The organism is Achromobacter sp. 413638 (assembly GCF_043119405.1).
Taxonomy (GTDB): Bacteria; Pseudomonadota; Gammaproteobacteria; order Burkholderiales; family Burkholderiaceae_B; genus Achromobacter.
Map to the genome: position 1 here is coordinate 70,328 of NZ_JBICCO010000009.1, position 18,848 is coordinate 89,175.

Genomic DNA, 18,848 nt, shown 5'->3' on the forward strand with positions numbered 1-18,848 from the left:
ATAGCCATGGTTCAGGTGACATTGGAAGTGAACGGCAAGCGCGTATCGCACGAGGCGCCCGCGCGCATGCATCTGGGGGATTTCCTGCGGGACCAGGCGCGCCTGACCGGTACCCATCTCGGCTGCGAGCACGGCGTCTGCGGCGCCTGCACGGTGCTGGTGGATGGCGCGCCGGTGCGGTCCTGTATCTCCTTCGCGGTGGCCTGCGAGGGACGGCAGGTGACCACCATCGAGGGCTACGACGCCGATCCGATCATGCAGCGGTTGCGCGCCGCCTTCACGCGGCACCACGCCCTGCAATGCGGCTACTGCACGCCCGGCATGCTGGCGACGTCGCGCGACATCGTGCTGCGGCTGCCGCAGGCGGACGAGGGCAGGGTGCGGGTGGAACTGTCCGGCAATCTGTGCCGCTGTACCGGCTACATGGGCATCGTGGCCGCCGTAATGTCCGTGCTGGCGGAGCTGCGGGCGCAGCCGGATCCCGCCGTGGATGCGCTGCGGGCCGCCCTGGCGCAGGGCCGGGGCGCCGCGCCCGAGGCCGTGCGGCAGGCGGCATTCGCGGGATTCACGCCGGTGGCGGATGGCGCCGGGGCAGCGGCCAAGCCCGCGCCCGTTCCCGCCGCCGCGCAGGCCGGCAAGAAGGAAGGCCGGGGCAGCCAGATCGATGGCGGCTTCACCGTGCCCTTTCCGGCGGCCGAGGTCTGGGCCTTCATGGTGGACCTGCCGGCGCTGGCCAGCTGTCTGCCCGGCGCTTCGATCGAGGAGCATGAAGGCGACCGGGTCAAGGGCAAGATCGCCATCAAGTTCGGACCCATGTCCGCCGCCTTCAACGGTGCGGCCCGCCTGGAGCGCGACGACGCCGCCATGCAGGCGGTGTTCCGTGGCGCCGGGCAGGACTCGCTCAGCCAGTCGCGCGCCAATGGCGACATTACTTACCGGTTGCAAGCGCTGTCGCCCGGCGAGACGCAGGTGGACGTGAACCTGCTGTATTCGCTGCAGGGGCCCCTGGCGCAGTTTTCGCGGTCCGGGCTGGTGCAGGACTTCGTGCGCCGCATGATCGCGGACTTCGGCAACAACGTCACCGCCCGGCTGCGCCGGCCCGCCGCCGCGGGCGAGGCGCCGGTCCAGGCCAGCTTCAATCCCACGGCCATGTTCTTCAGCGTGCTGTGGGCGCGCATCAAGCGGTGGTTCGGCCGGGGCGGCTGAGCGGGAAGAGGCGCCGGCGGCGTCCGGCGTCGACACATAACGGGGAAAACCATGTTCGCGGTGATCGCAAAATACTGGCGCAACGCCTTGTTGGGCCTGGCCGCTGTCGCGCTGGGCGCGCCCGCCTGGTCGCAGGCGCTGGAGCCCTTGCGTGTGCGGCTGGACTGGACGCCCTGGGGCGTGCACGGCGCTTTCCACCTGGCGCAGCAGAAAGGCTGGTACCGCCAGGCCGGCCTGGATGTGTCGCTGGAGGACGGCAACGGCTCGGTGACGACGGTGCAGATCGTCGGCGCCGGCGACAGCTTCGACCTGGGACACGCGGCGCTGGCCTCGGCCATGATCGCCCGTGAAAAGGGCATGCCGGTCAAGGCGGTGGCCGTGTTCGCCAGACAGAGCGACATCGGGCTGCTGGTGCCGGCCGACGCCGGCATCAGCGGGCCCGCGCAGCTGAAAGGCAAGAAGGTCGCCTACACCGCCGGTTCGCTGGAAGCGCCTTTCATCGCCGCCTTCCTGGCGGCGGGCAAGCTCAAGAAAAGCGATCTGGAGCTGATCAATGTCGACGCCGCCAGCAAGGCATCCACCTATGCGGTGGGGCGGGCGGACGCGGCGTTCTCCACCATCCCGTTCTTCCTGCCGGTGGTGTCGCAGACCCGGCCGTCGAACGCGGTGCGCTTCGCCGACTTCGGCCTGAACATGCCCAGCTTCGGCCTGTTCGCCAACGAGTCCAAGCTGGCTCAGCGGCGCGACGCCATCGCGCGCTTCGCCAGCGTGAGCGCGCGGGCCTGGGAGTACATCTATGCGGGGCATCAGGACGAGGCGGTCGCCGCCATCCTGGCGCAGCGTCCGCAGTCCAGGCTGGACAGGAAGGTGCTGCGCGGCCAGATCGACGCCTTGCAGCCGTACTTCGGCCAGCCGGCGGCCGACGCGCGCCTGGGCGCCATCGTGCCGCAGGATTGGACGCAGGCCGTCGCGACCCTGTCGACCGTGGGGCTGATCGGCGCCGACGCCCAGGCCGCTTCGTTCTACGAGCCCGGCTTGGTGCACGCGGAACGCTACGACAGCCTGGTGCAGCCATGACGCAATGGGCCGTGGCGGCGAACGGCGTGCGCAAGCGCTACCCCGGCTCGGCGGGCGTGGAGGCGCTGGCCTCGGTGTCGGTCGAGGTGCCGCGCGGGCGCTTCGTCAGCATCCTGGGACCCAGCGGCTGCGGCAAGAGCACGTTCCTGCGCTGCGTGGCGGGATTGGAGACCATTTCCGCCGGCGACCTGCGGGTCGAGGGCGTGCCGGTGCAGGGACCGCCGGACGGCATGGGCATGGTGTTCCAGCGCGATGCGCTGCTGGAATGGCGCGATGTGCGCCGCAATATCCTGCTGCCCGTCGAATTCGCGCACAAGCCGGCGGCGGCCTACGCGGACAAGGTGAGCGCGCTGCTGGCCCTGACGGGCCTGGAAAAGTTCGCCGGCAGCTACCCGCGCGAACTGTCCGGCGGCATGCGCCAGCGGGTCGCGATCTGCCGGGCCCTGGTGGACGATCCCAGGCTGCTGTTGATGGACGAGCCCTTCGGCGCGCTGGACGCGCTGACGCGCGACCAGATGAACGTGGAGCTGCAGCGGATCTGGATGGAAACGCGCAATACGGTGCTGTTCGTCACGCACGGCATCGCCGAGGCGGTTTTCCTGGGCGACGTGGTCATGGTGTTCTCGCCGCGTCCGGGCCGCATCCTGGAAACCATGGAGATCGACCTGCCCCGGCCACGGCCGCTGGCGCTGCGCGAAACACCCCGGTTCGGCGAATACGTGCGGCACATCCGTGGCATGTTCCAGCGCATGGGCCTGATCGATGAGGGCGGCGCGGCCGCGCCGGGTCCGGAGGCCATCCGATGATCAGGCTATTGAAAGGCGCGGGCCGGCGCATGGCCGGGCTGGCGTCGGTGCTGGTCTTTCTGCTGCTGTGGGAGGCGGCCGCCCGGCTGTTCCAGGTGCGCGCCATCATGCTGCCGCTGCCGGGCCAGGTGGCGCTGGAGCTGGCGTCCGAGTGGGCCTGGTACGCCGGCCACGCCGCGTACACGCTGATGACCACGCTGGCGGGTTTCGCGCTGGCGGTGGTGTTCGGCGTGCTGACCGCCGTGATGCTGGTGGGATCGCGCTGGTTCGAGCGCTTCATCTACCCCTTGATCGTGGCCTTGAACAGCGTGCCCAAGGTCGCCATCGCGCCCTTGTTCGTGATCTGGATGGGCACCGGCGCCGAGCCGAAGATCGCCATCGCCTTTCTGATCGCGGTGTTCGCGATGATCGTGGACACCGTCCACGGTCTGCGCTCGGTGCCGCAGGACGTGCTGGATCTGGGGCGCGTGCTGAAGGGCTCGCGCCGCGATTTCTTCTTCAAGGTGCGGCTGCCCAGCGCGCTGCCCTCGATCCTGGCCGGCATGAAGGTCTCGATCTCACTGGCCCTGGTCGGCGCCATCGTCGGCGAGTTCGTGTCCTCGCAGCGCGGCCTGGGCTACGTGATCATGAGCGCCCAGGGCACCTTCGACACGGTCCGGGTGTTCGCGGCGATCTTCGTGCTGGCGCTCATGGGCATGGCGCTGTTCTCCTTGCTGGTGTGGCTGGAGCGGCGGCTGACGCCGTGGCTGCGGCATCACCGGGAAGACGGCTGAAAGATGCAAACCCGGGGCGCTCCGGGAAGCCCGCAGGGCAGGCGCCTGATTGGAATCGATACAGGGGAAAACAGATGCAAGCACTACTCGCCTTGTCGCGTGGCATAGACGCGGTCAATCTGCGCGTGGGCCGGGCCGTGTCCTGGGTCACGCTGCTGGTGGTCCTGGTCAGCACCGGCAACGCCATCATGCGCAAGTTCTTTCACGACAGCTCCAATGCCTGGCTGGAGCTGCAGTGGTACATGTTCGGCGCCATGTTCCTGCTGACCGCGGGCTACACGCTGCTGAAGAACGACCATGTCCGGGTGGACATCATCGCCTCGAAGCTGTCGCGCCGGGCGCAGATCGGCATCGAGATCTTCGGCGTGCTGTTCTTCCTGATGCCGGCCTGCCTGCTGATCATGTATCTGTCCTGGCCGGTGTTCATGGATTCGTATCTCAGCAACGAGTATTCATCCAACTCCGGCGGGCTGATCCGCTGGCCGGTCAAGCTGCTGATTCCCGTCGGTTTCGCGCTGCTGGCGCTGGCCGGCCTGTCGCACCTGATCAAGTGCGTGGGCTTCCTGGCCGGGCGCTGCCGCGACCCGCGCGAGCGCGAGGGCGCGAAGAGCGCCGAGGAAGAACTGGCCGAGGAAATTGCCCGCGAAGCGCAGGCGCGCGAAGCCGCCGCACAGAACGAACTGAACGAGAAGGGCCGCTGACCATGGAATTCCTCATCGCCAATCTGGCGCCGATCATGTTCGCGACCCTGATCGGTTTCCTGCTGCTGGGCTTTCCGGTGGCGTTCGCGCTGGCGGCCAACGGCATATTGTTCGGCCTGGTCGGCATGGAGCTGGGCCTGCTCAACTCCTCGCTGTTCCAGGCGCTGCCTCAGCGGGTGTTCGGCATCATTTCCAACGACACGCTGCTGGCGGTGCCGTTTTTCACGCTGATGGGTCTGGTGCTGGAGCGCTCAGGCATGGCCGAGGACCTGCTGGAGACCATCGGCCAGCTCTTCGGCACGCTGCGCGGCGGCCTGGCGATCGCGGTCGTGTTCGTGGGCGCCATGCTGGCCGCCACGACCGGCGTGGTGTCGGCCTCGGTGATCTCGATGGGCCTTATCTCCCTGCCCATCATGCTGCGCTATGGCTATGACCGCCGGCTGGCCAGCGGCATCATCGCGGCTTCTGGCACGCTATCGCAGATCATCCCGCCCTCGCTGGTGCTTATCATCCTGGCGGACCAGCTCGGCCGTTCCATCGGCGACATCTACCGCGCGGCGATGGTGCCGGGTTTCATCCTGGCGGGGCTGTATATCGTCTACATCGTCATCATGAGCCTGCTCAAGCCGGACTCGGCGCCGGCGCTGCCCGAAGAGGCGCGTCGTTTCCAGGCTCCGAATGGCGGCCGGGGCGGGCGCTCGCTGCTGGTGCTGATGGCGATCTCCGCCGTGTCGGCGTACTTCCTGGGCCTCTGGGTCGAAAACAACACCGCGCCGTTGTACGAGCGCATCGTGGTGGCGCTGCTGTTCTGGGGCGCGACCGCCTTCGTCATCGCGCTGGTCAACAAGGCGTTGGGGCTGGGGCTGCTGTCCGCCCTGGCTGAGCGCGTGACCTTCGTGATGATCCCTCCGCTGGCGCTGATCTTCCTGGTGCTGGGCACCATCTTCATCGGCGTGGCCACGCCGACCGAGGGCGGCGCCATGGGTGCGGTGGGCGCCATCCTGATGGCGGTGGCGCGCCGCCGGCTGTCGCTGGACCTGTTGCGGCAGGCCATGGACACGACCACCAAGCTGTCCTGCTTCGTGGTGTTCATCCTGGTGGGCTCCACCGTGTTCGGCCTGACCTTTCGCGCCGTCAATGGCGATCTGTGGGTCGAGCATCTGCTGACGGGCCTGCCCGGCGGGCAGTGGGGCTTCCTGATCGTGGTCAGCATCCTGACCTTCGTGCTGGCCTTCTTCCTGGACTTCTTCGAGCTGGCGTTCATCATCGTGCCCTTGCTGGGGCCGGTCGCCGACAAGCTGGGCATAGACCTGATCTGGTTCGGCGTGATCCTGGCCGTCAACATGCAGACGTCCTTCATGCATCCGCCGTTCGGCTTCGCGCTGTTCTACCTGCGTTCGGTGGCGCCCCGCGAACGCTACAAGGACAGGGTGACGGGCAAGATGATCGAGCCTGTCACCACCGGGCAGATCTATTGGGGTTCGGTGCCGTTCATCGTGATCCAGCTGCTCATGGTGGGCGCGGTGATGGCGTTCCCGGGCATGGTGATGCACTACAAGGCCGACGCCGCCATCGTCGATCCGAATTCCGTGTCGCTGGAAGTGGGCGGCGGCGATGGCGCCAGCGCCTATGGGACGGACGCCAGTCCGTTCAAGTAACAGGGCAGGGGCGGGCTAGTGTGCTGTCCCGTAGGTACGTCCGCATGACGAAATTCATCCATAGACGTCAGGGCTAGGCGCAAACCGCAGCGATACCCGTAGGTATCGCGAGGATTTGCAACGACGCCATGGCGGCTAGGGGTGGATTTCGTGCGGGCGTATCTGCGGGACAGCACACTAGGCGCCGAGCCGGGCCCGTTCCGACGCCAGATAGGCGTCCCGCGATGGCAGCAGGTGGTCGCGGCAGAGCGCCATCAAGGCGTCGCGGTCGCCATCGCGCAGGGCGTGGATCATGGCCCAGTGCTCCTGGCGCGCGCGTTCGCGATAGCCGGGCGATGCCAGCGAGCCGAAGCGGATGGGATGGGTGCGGCGCGCGTATTCCTCGATGGCCTGGCCCAGCACCGTGTTGTCCAGCAAGCCGAAAAGCTCGCGATGAAAGCGCTGGTTGCTGCGGAACACGCGGCGCGCGTCGCCGTCGGCGACCGCCGCATCGTGTTCGCGCTGTACGGCCACCAGCGCCGCCAGCCGCGCCTGCGGCACGGGCAGCGGGATCTGGCTGGCGGCATGCACCTCCAGCACTTGCCGCAGCGCGTACAGCTCCATGACCTCGCGCGCCGAGAAGGCGCGCACCACCGCGCCGATATTGCGCTTTTTCTCCACCGCGCCCAGCGCTTCCAGCTCGGCCAGGATCTGGCGCACCGCGTGGCGCTTGAGGCCGAAGCGCTCCATCAGCTCGTCCTCGGTCAGGCGCTGGCGCGGGTGCAGGCGTCCGAAGACGATGTCCTCTTCCAGTTCGGCCTGGGCGTCCGCGAGCGCGTCGGCGGCGGGTTCTGCGTGGTCGTCGGGGGAGATGGCGTTCATGATCGGCGGTCGGGCTGCGGGGATATGATCTTACCGGTTGCGCGGGGCTTGCCGGCGCGCGCCGGACGTCAGGGCTTGGGTACGGTATCCCGGGTGGCGCCGGCGCGCAGGAAGTCGAAATCCACACCCTGATCGGCCTGCGTCACGGTCTGCATGAAGAGTTTGCGGTAGCCGCGCTCGGCCGTGGGACGCGTGACGGGCGCGGCCGCCATGCGGCGCGCCAGCTCGGCGTCGTCCACCAGCAGCGCGATCTCGCGACGCGCCACCGACAGGCGGATGCGGTCGCCATTCTGCACATAGGCCAGCGGCCCGCCGATGGCGGCCTCGGGCGTGACGTGCAGCACGATGGTGCCGGCCGCCGTGCCGCTCATGCGGCCGTCGGAGATGCGCACCATGTCCTTGACGCCGGCCCGCGCCAGCTTCCTGGGGATTGGCATGTAGCCGGCCTCGGGCATGCCGGGGGCGCCGGTCGGACCGATGCGCTTGAGCACCAGGATGTCCTGGGCGGTCACGTCCAGCGCGTCGTCGTCGATGCGGCGGGCCATGTCCTCGGCGTCCTCGAACACCACCGCGCGGCCTTCGTGTTCCATCAGCGCCGGGTTGGCGGCCGACTGCTTGATGATGGCGCCGCCTGGCGCCAGGTTGCCGCGCAGCACCGCCAGGCCGCCCACCGGATAGATGGGCGCGGCCGGGCTGCGGATCACGTCCTGGGGGAAGGGCGCCGGCGCGTCGTCCAGTTCCTCGCCCAGCGTGCGGCCCGAGACCGTCAGCGCGTCCAGGTGCAGCAGCGGCCGCAGCTCGCGCAGCAGCGCGGGCATGCCGCCGGCGTGGTGGAAGTCTTCCATGTAGTGCTGGCCCGAGGGCTTCAGGTCCACCAGCACCGGCGTCTCGCGGCTCATGCGGTCCAGGCCGGCCAGGTCGATGTCGATGCCCAGTCGGCCGGCGATGGCGGTCAGGTGGACGATGCCATTGGTCGAGCCGCCGATGGCCAGCAGCACGCGCAGCGCGTTCTCGATGGACTTGCCGGTGATGATGCGGTCGGGCGTCAGGCGTGATCGGGCCAGCGCCACGGCGCTGGCGCCGGTGTGCTCGGCCACGCGCACGCGGTCGGCGGTGACGGCCGGGGCCGACGCGCCGCCGGCCACCATCATGCCCAGCGCCTCGGTCAGGCAGGCCATGGTGCTGGCCGTGCCCATCACCGAACAGGTGCCCACGCTGGCCACCAGCTGGTTGTTGACGTCGGCGATTTCCTCGGCGTCGATCTCCTCGGCGCGGTAGCGGCCCCAGTAGCGCCGGCAGTCGGTGCAGGCGCCGACGCGCTCGCCGCGATGCGATCCGGTCAGCATCGAGCCGGTCACCAGCTGGATCGCCGGCACGCCGGCCGAGGCCGCGCCCATGAGCTGGGCCGGCACCGTCTTGTCGCAGCCGCCGATCAGCACCACGGCGTCCATGGGCTGCGCGCGGATCATTTCCTCGGTGTCCATGGACATGAGGTTGCGCAGGTACATGCTGGTCGGCTGCGAGAAGCTCTCGTGCACCGAGATGGTGGGGAAGTCCATCGGCAGTCCGCCGGCCAGCATCACGCCGCGCTTGACTGCCTCGATCAGCTGCGGCGCGTTGCCGTGGCAGGGGTTGTAGCTGCTGCCGGTGTTGACGATGCCGATGATGGGGCGCGACAGCGCGTCGTCGGTATAGCCGGCGCCCTTGATGAAGGCCTTGCGCAGGAACAGGGAAAAGCCCGTGTCGCCGTAGTTCGTCAGGCCGCGCGCCACGCCCTGGGGGCCTTGCGCGGGCGTTTGTCCGGCGGCTTGCGCCTGCGCCGGCGTGGTCGTTCCCTTGGTCTTGTCCGTCATCGTCGTTCTCTGTCAGGCCGGAGTTTTGATCTCAATAATATTATTGATAATCTGAGTCCGAGATCATAGCCACCTGGGAAACCAGGCCGCAAGCGCTTTGATGCGGTCTTTTTATTGATTTGATTGGTAGATCAGTCGATAGAAAAATTCTGATTCTTCAATCAGGTCACGGCCCCTACACTGGCGCGGTTGACGAGCCGGGCGTCCGTTCCAATTCTTATACCCATCCCGGCAGGAGACCTACATGCCCGTTATCGCCAGCGGCGCGCGCCGCGCCGTGCTGCTTTCCCTGCTGGCCGTGTGCGCCGGCGCGTCCGTCCCGGCCCTGGCCGCCGACGCCTACCCGGACAAGCCGATACGGCTGATCGTGCCCTATCCCCCCGGCGGCGCCACCGACGTGATCGGCCGCGTGCTGGCCCAGGAGCTGACCGGCGCGCTGGGACAGACGGTGGTCGTGGAGAACCGCGCGGGCGCGGCCGGCAATATCGGCGCCGATCAGGTCGCCAAGGCGCCGGCCGACGGCTACACCCTGCTGATGGGCGCGCTGACCAGTCATTCCATCAATGCCGCCCTGTATCGCGGCCGCGTCACCTACGACGTCGAGAAGAGCTTCGCGCCGGTGTCCATCGTCGGCACCGTGCCGCTGGTGTTCGTGGTCAATCCTTCCGTGCAGGCCACCAGCCTGTCGCAGCTGATCGCCCTGGCCAAGTCCAAGCCGGGCTACATCACCATGGGCTCGGCCGGCAACGGCTCGCCCCAGCACCTGGCCGGCGAGATGTTCAAGCGCGCCGCCGGCGTGGACATCCTGCACGTGCCGTACAAGGGCAGCGGCCCGGCCATGACCGACCTGATGGGCGGCCAGGTGCTGAGCATGATCGAAACCGTGCCCGCCGCCCAGGGCAGCATCAAGGCCGGCAAGCTGCGCGCGCTGGCGGTGACCTCGGCCGAGCGCGTGCCGGCGCTGCCCGACACGCCCACCGCCGCCGAGGCCGGGCTCAAGGATTTCGAAGTCAGCTCCATGTTCGGCATCGTCGCGCCCGCCGGCACCCCGGCGCCGGTCGTCGAGCGCCTGAACGGCGAGCTCAAGAAGATCCTGGCCAAGCCGGACGTGAAGGCCTCGCTGCTGAACCAGGGCGCGATCGCCACCTGGACCACGCCGGCCGACGCCGGCGCCCGGGTGTCGGCCGAAGTGGCGCGCTGGACCAAGGTGATCGACGAAGCCGGCGTCAAGCCGGAATAGGCGGATCGCGGCGGGTGCTTCCGGGGCTTCCGGCGGCGTCCGCCAGCAAAGGCTTGCAACACGTTCGTGTTAGGCGCAAGCCCGGGCCGGCTCTCGCGCACCCCCCTCGAGGCTGGCCGGAAGCGTTGCTTTCTCATATAGTGGTTGACCCCGGCTTGGCTAGGCCGTAATGTATTTTGCGAGCCATTCCAAGACGGCGCGGGGGAAGACAATGGCCGATTTCCAGGACGACAATCAGGACGACAGGTCGCTCCTGTACCAATACTTCGGCACGCACAGCCCATATTGGCGGCTGGCGAGCGATAGCGATGCCTTCGAGCTGTCCGCGATCAAGGGCGCGGCCAATATCGCCACGGCGCTGAGCCCGGAGCAGGCCGCCGCCATCCGCGACCTGACCGGCATCACCTCCAGCCTGCGCATCGAGGTCAAGCTGTATGGCGAGCCCATCGGCCTGCACCTGGTCGGGCGCAAGATCAATCCCAAGGAATGGGCCGGCACCGCGTCGGCCTACTCGGACACCGAATCGGTGGCCAAGGACCTGGTCGAGGGCCTGTCCTTCGCCGAGACCGTGGTGTCGCAGGCCAACTCGGTCATCGTCATCGTTGACCAGCACGGCCGGGTGCAGCGCTTCAACAAGCTGAGCGAGGAATACACCGGCAAGCGCGAGCAGGACATCGTCGGGCGCAGCGTGTTCGACATGTTCATGACCCGCGAGGAGGCCTCGGCCTCCCGCCGCAACATCGCCGCCTTCTACCGCAACGGCCAGTCCTACGAGGTCGAGCGCCTGATCAACACGGTCAAGGGCCCGAGGCTGTTTCTGTTCCGCAACAAGTTCGTCACCAGCGGCAGCGGCGAAAAGCGCGTCTATCTGATCTGTTCGGGCACCGACATCACCGAGGAGCGGCAGGCCCAGGAACGCCTGCGCGTGCTGGCCAACACCGACGTGCTGACCAATCTGCCCAACCGCCATGCCATCACCGCGCAGCTGCAGGCGGCGCTGTCGGCGGGCGAGGGCGGGCGCGGCGGCGTGCTGTTCCTGGACCTGGACAACTTCAAGCGCATCAACGACCACTACGGCCATGGCTTCGGCGACCAGCTGCTCAAGGCGGTGGCGCTGGCCATTTCCGGCTGCCTGGCCGAAGGACAGACGCTGGCGCGGCTGGGCGGCGACGAGTTCATCGTGCTGCAGGAGGGCGCCGAAGTCCACGAGCTGGAGGCGACCTCGCAACGCATCATCGAGCGGCTGCGCGAGCCGTTCCGCCAGGGGCTGATCGAGGTCTACACCAGCTGCTCGATCGGCATCGCCATGTATCCCGAACATGGCGCCGACCTGGACAGCGTGGTGCGCAGCGCCGACATCGCCATGTACGTGGCCAAGGAATCGGGGCGCCACACCTATCGCGTGTTCCTGCCCGAGATGGACCGCCGCAACGCCGATTACGTGTGGCTGGACACCAATCTGCGCAAGGCCATGGCCGACGGCCACCTGATGCTGCACTACCAGCCCAAGCTGTCCGGCCGCACCGGCGAGCTGGACGGGGTCGAGGCCCTGCTGCGCTGGAAGTCGCCCGAGCGCGGCATGGTCGGCCCCGGCGCCTTCATTCCCTACGCCGAGGATTCGGGGTTGATCGCGCCGCTGGGCGTGTGGGTCATGCGCGAGGCCGCGCGCCAGGCGGCCGCCTGGAAGCGCGAGGGCCTGAACATCCGCGTCGCGGTCAACGTCTCGGCGCGCCAGCTCGAGGACAAGGGCCTGGTCAGCGAGTTCATGAGCGCGCTGTCCGACGCCGGCCTGGATCCCTGCATGCTGGACATCGAACTCACCGAGAGCTGCCTGATCGAGGACGAGCATTCGGCCATCGAGCTGATCAAGCAGTTCCGCAAGCTGGGCGCGCGGGTGCACCTTGACGACTTCGGCACCGGCTATTCCTCGCTGTCGCAGCTGGCGCGCATCCCGCTGGACGCGATCAAGCTGGACGCCAGCTTCGTGCGCGGGGTCAACGAGAACCCGGTCTCGCAGGCGCTGGCGCGCGCCATCGTGGCGGTGGCGCGCACGCTGGAGCTGAAGGTGATCGCCGAGGGCGTCGAGACGTCCGAGGAAACCGCCTTCCTCGACACCCTGGGCGTGGATGCAAAGCAGGGCTATCTGTACCAAGCCCATGCCGGCGGCCGAGTTCACCGAATGGCTGGCGCGGCGGCGTCGGCTGCACCTGATCGCCTGAGCGCGTGCGCCGGGTCGCCCCGGCGCCTGCACGCGCCCGCCGCCGCGCGGGCGCTCAATGCATGGTGGCTTCCATGCCGGCCTCCGGCCCGGCGGCGCTGCGCCGGTTCTGCGCAATGACCAGCCGCTCCATGTAGGCGCGGTCCTTCGGGTCGATGGAGAAGGCGGCCTCGACCCAATCCTCGGTGATGTCCATCAGTTCCGAGCGCGACAGCCGCAGCACGCGCTGGCGCGCGCGCAACATGGCGCGCGTGCCGTTGAGCTTGGGCCGCAGCACGTCGATGAAGGTGCGCGTGGCCTTGTAGGCGTCGCCCGGCTCGAACAGCACGTCGACCAGGCCGCGCGCCTGGAACCACTCGGCCGTGTGCGACTCGCCGGTGCCGATCAGTTCTTCGGCCAGTCGCATGCCCGAGCGCCGCGCCACCAGCGAATAGCCGCCCATGCCGGGGAAGAGGTTGAAGGCCATTTCGGGAAAGCCCATGCGGGCATTGTTCTGCGCCAGCACGAAATGGTGCGCCAGCGCGGCCTCGAAGCCGCCGCCCAGCGCGGTGCCCTCGATCATGGCCAGCGAGATCGCGCCGGTGTCGAAGCCGCGGCTGGCGGCGTGCACGCAATCGACGCAGGCGCGCGCGTAGGCGCGCAAAGCCTCGCGCCGGCCGCCCCGGATCGCTTCGGAAAAGAAGTTCAGGTCGCCGCCCACGTTGTAGATCTGCGGGATCAGTGAGCCCGTTACCCAGAAGTCGATGGGCAGCCCGGAGTCCTTGGCGGCGCGGGCCAGCGTCATGATCTCGTCTATCAATTCATGGTTGAAGCAGGGCCGCGGCTGGGCCCGCAGCATCATCCATATGACGCGTCGTCCCTCCTCGTAGTAGGCGGAGATCTGTTTCAGGTTGCCAGCTTGGGCAAAAGGATGGCAGTCCGGATGCATGAGTTGATTCATTGCTGTCGTCCAATCGATGAAGGTGAGTCGGAGTACTGCGGGGCCAGCCTAATACAGAGCCTTTCCCGCCCGCCTCATGCTTCGCTCCTCCGTGTGGCCATGCTTGCGTGTAGGCCAAAGACCCGAGTGCATCGGCGCGTGCCGGCCTCGTTGCGTCCAGGCTCGGCCGATCGGACGAGGACGGCCTGGGCGCAAGGGATGAGGGCCCTCGCGAGTTTGCGGGTATCGAAGGGCGCGGCGGGCATCGGCGGCGCACTCGTGCGGATGGGGGAGTGCCGCGCCGCGCCCGACGATCGACGGCCGGGAGGAGGATGGACGGCTGTTGTCCATCCGCAACGAGGCGCGCGCGGGTATTGGTTATGAGAAGGTTCTTATTTACGAATGAAAGTGATTCTCGATAATATTCCGTCTCGATAAGACCTACTCACCACCGCAGCTCGCACCATGCACGTTCTCTTCAAGCCGCGCGCCCTGACCCTGGGCGTGGCCCTGGCTCTGCACGCCATCCCCTTTGTTTCCGTCCACGCGCAGACCGCGCAATTGCAGCCCATCAGCGTCGAAGGCCAGAGCGTCGACGATCCGCGCGTGCCGCAGGTCACCACCGCCACCCGTACCCAGACGCCGGCCCGTTACGTGCCGCAGGCCATCGACAGCGTCAAGGTCGAGAACGTCCAGAGCTACGGCGTCAGCACGCTGGGCGAGGCGCTCTCGGGCATTCCCAACGTCTCCAGCGCGCAGGACACGCGCTTCGATTCGCTGCGCATCCGCGGCTTCGACGCCAGCAACGACTTCTACCTGGACGGCATCCGCGACGACAGCCAGTACGTGCGCGACCTGCACAATATCGAGCGCATCGAGGTGCTCAAGGGCCCGGCCGCCGTGCTGTACGGTCGCGGCAGCCAGGGCGGCATCGTCAACCGCGTCAGCAAGGCGCCGCAGCCGGGCCGCGAGTCCACGCTGGAAGCGCAAGGCGGCAGCTGGGACCTGCGCAGCTTCTACGGCGATCTGAGCGCGGACCCCAGCGACAAGGTCAGCGTGCGCCTGAACGTGGGCCAGGAAGACGCCGACAGCTTCAGCCACAAGATCGGCGGCAAGCGCCAGCTGCTGGCGCCATCGCTGAACTGGCGCATCACGCCGGACCTGGACTGGCTGGTGCAGTATGAATACAGCCGCTACGACCGCACGCCGGATCGCGGCATCCCCAGCGTCAACGGCCGTCCGGCCGACGTGGGCCGCCGTACCGTCTATGGCGACCCGGACCGCGACTACATCGACGATCGCGCCCAGTCCTTCCGCTCGCGCCTGGCCTACACGGTGGCGCCGGGCTGGCAGCTGCGCCACACGCTGGGCGTGTTCGCGCTGGACAGCGAGTTCGACAACACCTACCTGACCGGCTACAACGCCGCCACCGGCAAGGTCAGCCGCACGCGCTGGCAGCAGGACCTGCGCACGCGCAACATCAGCAACAACTTCGAGGCCGAGGGCCTGTTCCATACCGGCGCCATCGAACACCGCGTGCTGTTCGGCATGGAATTCGCCAACCAGGACCGCTCGCCCAGGCTGTACACCGCCGCCACGCGCGGCCCCGGCGCGCAGCCCGTGCCGACGCTGGACCTGTACGACCCGGACCTGTCGCGCCAGCACCAGGGCGCGATGACGATCAACAGCGACGCGCGCCACAAGGTCCGCACCCAGGGCTACTACGTGCAGGACCAGATCAAGCTGAACGAGGCCTGGCTGGTGCTGCTGGGCCTGCGGCTGGACCGCTTCAACATCGATTCGACCAACCGCCTGCTCGACGCCTCGGCCTCGCGCAGCAGCAGCGGCGTCAGCCCGCGCGCCGGCGTGGTCTGGACGCCGCTGCGCGACCATTCCTTCTACGCTTCGTACAGCAAGACCTTCTCGCCCACCGGCGGCGGCCTCATCGGCATCACGCCCAACGCGCGCGGCAACACCAATGAGCTGGACCCGGAGCGCACCCGCCAGTACGAAGTGGGCGTCAAGAGCGACTGGCTGGACGGCCGCCTGAGCACCACGCTGGCGTTCTACAACCTGGAGCTGTACAACCGCCGCACCACCGATCCCAACGACCCCGGCATCGTGCTGCTGACCGGCCTGCAACGCTCGCGCGGCGTGGAGCTGACCGCCGCAGGCCGCCTGCAGGGCAACTGGTATCTGCGCGGCGGGCTGGGCCTGCAGAACGCGTCGATCGTCGAGGACAACAACGGCCTGGCCGGCAACCGCGTCGGCAACGTGGCGCGCCGCAATGGCAGCGTGTTCCTCACGTACAAGCCGGCCGAGGGCCTGTACGGCGAAACCGGCGTCACCTTTGTCGGCCAGCGCTATGCCGACAACGCCAACACGGCGGTGCTGCCCGGCTATGCGCGCTGGGACGCGCTGGTCGGCTATCGCACGGGTCAGTGGGACTGGCGCCTGGCGGTGCGCAACCTGACCGACAAGACCTACTACGCGTCGGCCACCAGCGCGGGCCAGATTCGCATCGGCGAACCGCGCACCGTGGTGGCGACCGCGCAGTACCGGTTCTGAGCGGGGCGCTGTTCCAAGCCGGGCAAGTCCCGGCTTGCAATCAGCAGGGGCAGGGGTAGGCTTCTGCTGTCGCGCGCGGGCCGTCCGCCGCGGCCAGCCCGGAGGCTTTCGCCATGCGAGACACGCGCGACCCGTCGAACACACCCGAATCCCGGCCCGCATTCCGGGCATCGCGCCTTCGGCGCGGGTTGGTCCAGGCTGTCCTGCTGGCCTGTGCGGCGGGGGCGCTGCCCGCGCTGTCCGGTTGCGCCGGACAGGGCGCGAAGGCCGAGGCCGAGATGCTGCCCAACGAAAGCGTGGTGCGCGTGCCGGTCCAGGTCGACCTGGAGAACGGCGGTCAGGCCAGGGGCGAGCTGGTCGTCACCGTGTTCACGCCCCAGGGCGAGGGCCGGCATCCGCTGATGGTGATCAGCCACGGCCGGGCCGGCGACGCCGCCGGCCGCGCCAAGCTGGGCCGCGCGCGCTATGCGACGGCGGCCCGCTATTTCACCGACGCTGGCTTCGTCGTGGCCGTGCCGGTGCGGCTGGGCTATGGCGCCACTGGAGGCCCCGATCTGGAAAACAGCGGCCCTTGCGGCGACCGGCGTTTCACGCCCATGTTCAACCGTGCCGCGAGCGAGATCGCGCAGGTGATCGAGGCGATGGCGCGGCGGCCGGACGTGGATCCGGCCAACGTGGTGGCGCTGGGCCAGTCGGTGGGCGGCGGCTCGACCGTGGCGCTGGCGGCGGCCGGGCCGGCCGGCGTGCGCGCCGCCATCAATTTCGCGGGCGGTTCGGGCGGGGATCCGGTCAAATCGCCTGGCAAGCCCTGCGGGCCCGAGCGCTTGCAGGAAACCTATGCCGGCTACGCTGCGACCACCCGCATGCCCATGCTCTGGATCTATACCGAGAACGACCTGTACTGGGGGCCGGAATGGCCGCAACGCTGGGCCGAGGCCTACAACGCCGCCGGCGGCCATGCGCAATTCGAACGCCTGGGGCCGGACGGCGACAACGGCCATTCGCTGTTCACGCATGCGCCCGAGAAATGGAAGCCGCTGGTGCGCGATTTCCTGCGCGCGCAGGGTTACGCCATGCCGGAGCCGGGCGCGGCATCCGGCCAGGCGCGCCGTCCCTGAACGTAAACGCGGACGGGAGCGCTTCCATCCGCCCGCCGCGCCGCGTCAGGCCACGCCGCCGTTGGCGCGCAGCACCTGGCCGTTGACCCAGCCGCCGTCCGGTCCGGCCAGGAACGCCACCACGCCGGCGATGTCGTCGGGCTGGCCCAGCCGCTCCAGCGGCGGCAGCTTGGCGTAGTGCTCGACCAGTTCCGCGCTCTTGCCCGTCATGAAGAGTTCGGTGGCCACCGGCCCGGGCGCCACGGCGTTGACAGTGACGCGGCGGCCACGCAGCTCCTTGGCGAAGACGCGGGTGAAGCCTTCCACCGCCGCCTTGCTGCCGATGTAGGCGGCATAGCCGGGCAGGTTCAGCGCGATCGTGGTGCTGGACAGGTTGATCACGCGACCATCGTCGGCCAACCGGGTCGCCGCGGCGCGCAGCATGTTGAAGGTGCCGCGCGTGTTGATGTTGAACATCTGCTCGTACTGTTCGTCGCTGGTCTGCGCCAGCGGCTGCACATGCAGCACGCCGGCGTTGTTGACCAGCACGTCCACCCGGCCCAGCGCGGCTTCGGCCGCTTCGAACAGGGCGTTGGCCTGGGCGGGGTCGGACACGTCGGCGCGCAACGCGGCGGCCTGGCCGCCGGCCTGGCGGATCTGCGCCGCCAGCGCTTCGGCGGCGGCGCTGCTGGACGCGTAGTTGATGGCCACGGCGTGGCCGTCGCGGGCCAGGCGCAGCGCGATCGCCGCGCCGATGCCGCGTGAGCCGCCGGTGACGAGGGCGACGCGCCGGGAAGTCTGCTGGGTCATGGAAATGCTCCGTGTCATGAGGGAATGCTTGCCATGATCCGCTATTCCACTGGAAAAATAATCAGCCTATATTTGCAGACATAATTTCATTTGCATAAATAAAAGGCCGAGCCCCATGGACCGTTTCCAGGAAATGCAGGTGTTCGCGCGCATCGCCGAGCGCCACAGCTTCTCCAAGGCGGCCGAGGATCTGCGGATTCCGCCCGCCACCGTCACCAACCTGATCAAGCGCCTGGAACAGCGCCTGGGCGCGCGGCTGCTGGAGCGCACCACGCGCCAGGTCCGCCTGACCCACGACGGCGAGATCTACTACCGGCGCTGCGTGCGCCTGCTGGCCGACCTGGAGGAAGCCGACGGCGCCTTCCTGGACAAGGCGCCCAAGGGCCTGCTGCGAGTGAACGCGCAAGGCACGCTGGCGCGGTATTTCGTGATGCCGGGGCTGCCCGGTTTCCTCGCGCGCTACCCCGACATCACGCTGCACCTGGGCGAGGACGACCGCTACGTGGACCTGGTGCGTGAAGGCGTGGACTGCGTGCTGCGCGCCGGCGAACTGCAGGACTCGTCGCTGGCGGGGCGGCGCATCGCACTGATGCCGCAGGTGACGGTGGCCAGCCCGGCCTATCTGGCGCGGCACGGCGAGCCGGCCGGACTGGAGGACCTGGACGCGCATTGGGCGGTGAACTACCAGTCCAGCGCCACGGGCCGCGCCATGACCATGGATTTCCTGGTCGATGGCCGCAGCGTGCAGGCCGCGCCGCGCGCGGCGGTCAGCGTGAGCGGGGCCGAGCTGTACACGGGCGCGGCCCTGGCCGGGCTGGGATTGATCCAGGTGCCGCGCTACCGCGTGGCGCGGGAGCTGGCGGACGGCCAGCTCAAGGTCGTGTTGCCGCACCTGCCGCCCGCGCCCATGCCGGTGTCGGTGCTGTATCCGCAGAACCGGCAGGTGTCGGCGCGGGTGCGCGTGTTCACGCAATGGCTGGCGCAACGATTCGAGGCGGCCTTTGGCGCGGACATGCCGGTCAGGTAGCGTGCCCCGAGCGCGCGAATGGCGGCCGTGGCGG

The 18,848-nt window shown here is 68.6% G+C and carries 14 protein-coding genes and 1 pseudogene; 11 read left to right on the forward strand and 4 right to left on the reverse strand.

The features are described from left to right. The 6 genes from ACEU5R_RS06035 to ACEU5R_RS06060 all read left to right on the forward strand — a co-directional run bounded on the left by ACEU5R_RS06035 (nt 1) and on the right by ACEU5R_RS06060 (nt 6,221). Complete coding sequence (locus ACEU5R_RS06035) at nt 1-1,206, forward strand: 2Fe-2S iron-sulfur cluster-binding protein (protein WP_392409512.1); 1,206 nt, start codon at nt 1-3, stop codon at nt 1,204-1,206. A 51-nt stretch (nt 1,207-1,257) separates the two neighbouring features. Further along, nucleotides 1,258-2,283 (forward strand): ABC transporter substrate-binding protein, encoded by a 1,026-nt coding sequence (locus tag ACEU5R_RS06040; RefSeq protein WP_392409469.1) that lies wholly within the window; start codon nt 1,258-1,260, stop codon nt 2,281-2,283. Next, nucleotides 2,280-3,089 carry an ABC transporter ATP-binding protein gene (locus ACEU5R_RS06045; protein WP_392409471.1) on the forward strand — a complete coding sequence of 270 codons (810 nt, stop codon included), beginning with the start codon at nt 2,280-2,282 and terminating at the stop codon, nt 3,087-3,089. The genes ACEU5R_RS06040 and ACEU5R_RS06045 overlap by 4 nt, the downstream gene beginning before the upstream one ends. After that, nucleotides 3,086-3,862 carry an ABC transporter permease gene (locus ACEU5R_RS06050; protein WP_392409473.1) on the forward strand — a complete coding sequence of 259 codons (777 nt, stop codon included), beginning with the start codon at nt 3,086-3,088 and terminating at the stop codon, nt 3,860-3,862. The genes ACEU5R_RS06045 and ACEU5R_RS06050 overlap by 4 nt, the downstream gene beginning before the upstream one ends. A gap of 74 nt (nt 3,863-3,936) precedes the next feature. Continuing rightward, complete coding sequence (locus ACEU5R_RS06055) at nt 3,937-4,563, forward strand: TRAP transporter small permease subunit (protein ID WP_103274967.1); 627 nt, start codon at nt 3,937-3,939, stop codon at nt 4,561-4,563. 2 nt (nt 4,564-4,565) lie between these two features. Then, a complete protein-coding gene (locus ACEU5R_RS06060; protein WP_392409475.1) occupies nt 4,566-6,221 on the forward strand; it encodes a TRAP transporter large permease subunit in 1,656 nt (551 codons plus the stop codon). A 177-nt stretch (nt 6,222-6,398) separates the two neighbouring features. Here ACEU5R_RS06060 and ACEU5R_RS06065 read toward each other — a convergent pair whose 3' ends face one another. Beyond that, complete coding sequence (locus ACEU5R_RS06065) at nt 6,399-7,082, reverse strand: GntR family transcriptional regulator (RefSeq protein WP_392409477.1); 684 nt, start codon at nt 7,080-7,082, stop codon at nt 6,399-6,401. A gap of 68 nt (nt 7,083-7,150) precedes the next feature. Next, nucleotides 7,151-8,935 (reverse strand): IlvD/Edd family dehydratase, encoded by a 1,785-nt coding sequence (locus ACEU5R_RS06070; protein ID WP_392409479.1) that lies wholly within the window; start codon nt 8,933-8,935, stop codon nt 7,151-7,153. A 244-nt stretch (nt 8,936-9,179) separates the two neighbouring features. Here ACEU5R_RS06070 and ACEU5R_RS06075 point away from each other — a divergent pair, with 244 nt between their 5' ends. Both ACEU5R_RS06075 and pdeR read left to right on the forward strand, forming a co-directional pair. Then, nucleotides 9,180-10,175 (forward strand): tripartite tricarboxylate transporter substrate binding protein, encoded by a 996-nt coding sequence (locus ACEU5R_RS06075; RefSeq protein WP_103274964.1) that lies wholly within the window; start codon nt 9,180-9,182, stop codon nt 10,173-10,175. Nucleotides 10,176-10,386: 211 nt separating this feature from the next. Further along, a pseudogene (pdeR, locus tag ACEU5R_RS06080) lies at nt 10,387-12,394 on the forward strand (cyclic di-GMP phosphodiesterase). A gap of 54 nt (nt 12,395-12,448) precedes the next feature. Here the strand turns inward: pdeR and ACEU5R_RS06085 are convergent. Continuing rightward, nucleotides 12,449-13,333, reverse strand: a complete 885-nt coding sequence (locus ACEU5R_RS06085; protein WP_103274962.1) for a crotonase/enoyl-CoA hydratase family protein — start codon at nt 13,331-13,333, stop codon at nt 12,449-12,451. A 444-nt stretch (nt 13,334-13,777) separates the two neighbouring features. Between ACEU5R_RS06085 and ACEU5R_RS06090 the strand changes: the two genes are divergently transcribed. Beyond that, on the forward strand, nt 13,778-15,880 hold the full coding sequence (locus tag ACEU5R_RS06090) for a TonB-dependent receptor (protein WP_392409482.1): 2,103 nt from the start codon (nt 13,778-13,780) through the stop codon (nt 15,878-15,880). Nucleotides 15,881-15,993: 113 nt separating this feature from the next. After that, entirely contained in the window at nt 15,994-16,998 is a 1,005-nt protein-coding gene (locus ACEU5R_RS06095) for a dienelactone hydrolase family protein (RefSeq protein WP_392409484.1), read from the forward strand. Between the two features lie 45 nt (nt 16,999-17,043). On the opposite strand, the gene ACEU5R_RS06100 is transcribed toward ACEU5R_RS06095, so the two are convergent. Next, nucleotides 17,044-17,787, reverse strand: coding sequence for an SDR family oxidoreductase (locus ACEU5R_RS06100; protein ID WP_392409486.1), 744 nt, complete (start codon nt 17,785-17,787; stop codon nt 17,044-17,046). 115 nt (nt 17,788-17,902) lie between these two features. Here ACEU5R_RS06100 and ACEU5R_RS06105 point away from each other — a divergent pair, with 115 nt between their 5' ends. Then, nucleotides 17,903-18,814 carry a LysR family transcriptional regulator gene (locus ACEU5R_RS06105; RefSeq protein ID WP_103274958.1) on the forward strand — a complete coding sequence of 304 codons (912 nt, stop codon included), beginning with the start codon at nt 17,903-17,905 and terminating at the stop codon, nt 18,812-18,814. Nucleotides 18,815-18,848 lie beyond the last annotated feature (34 nt).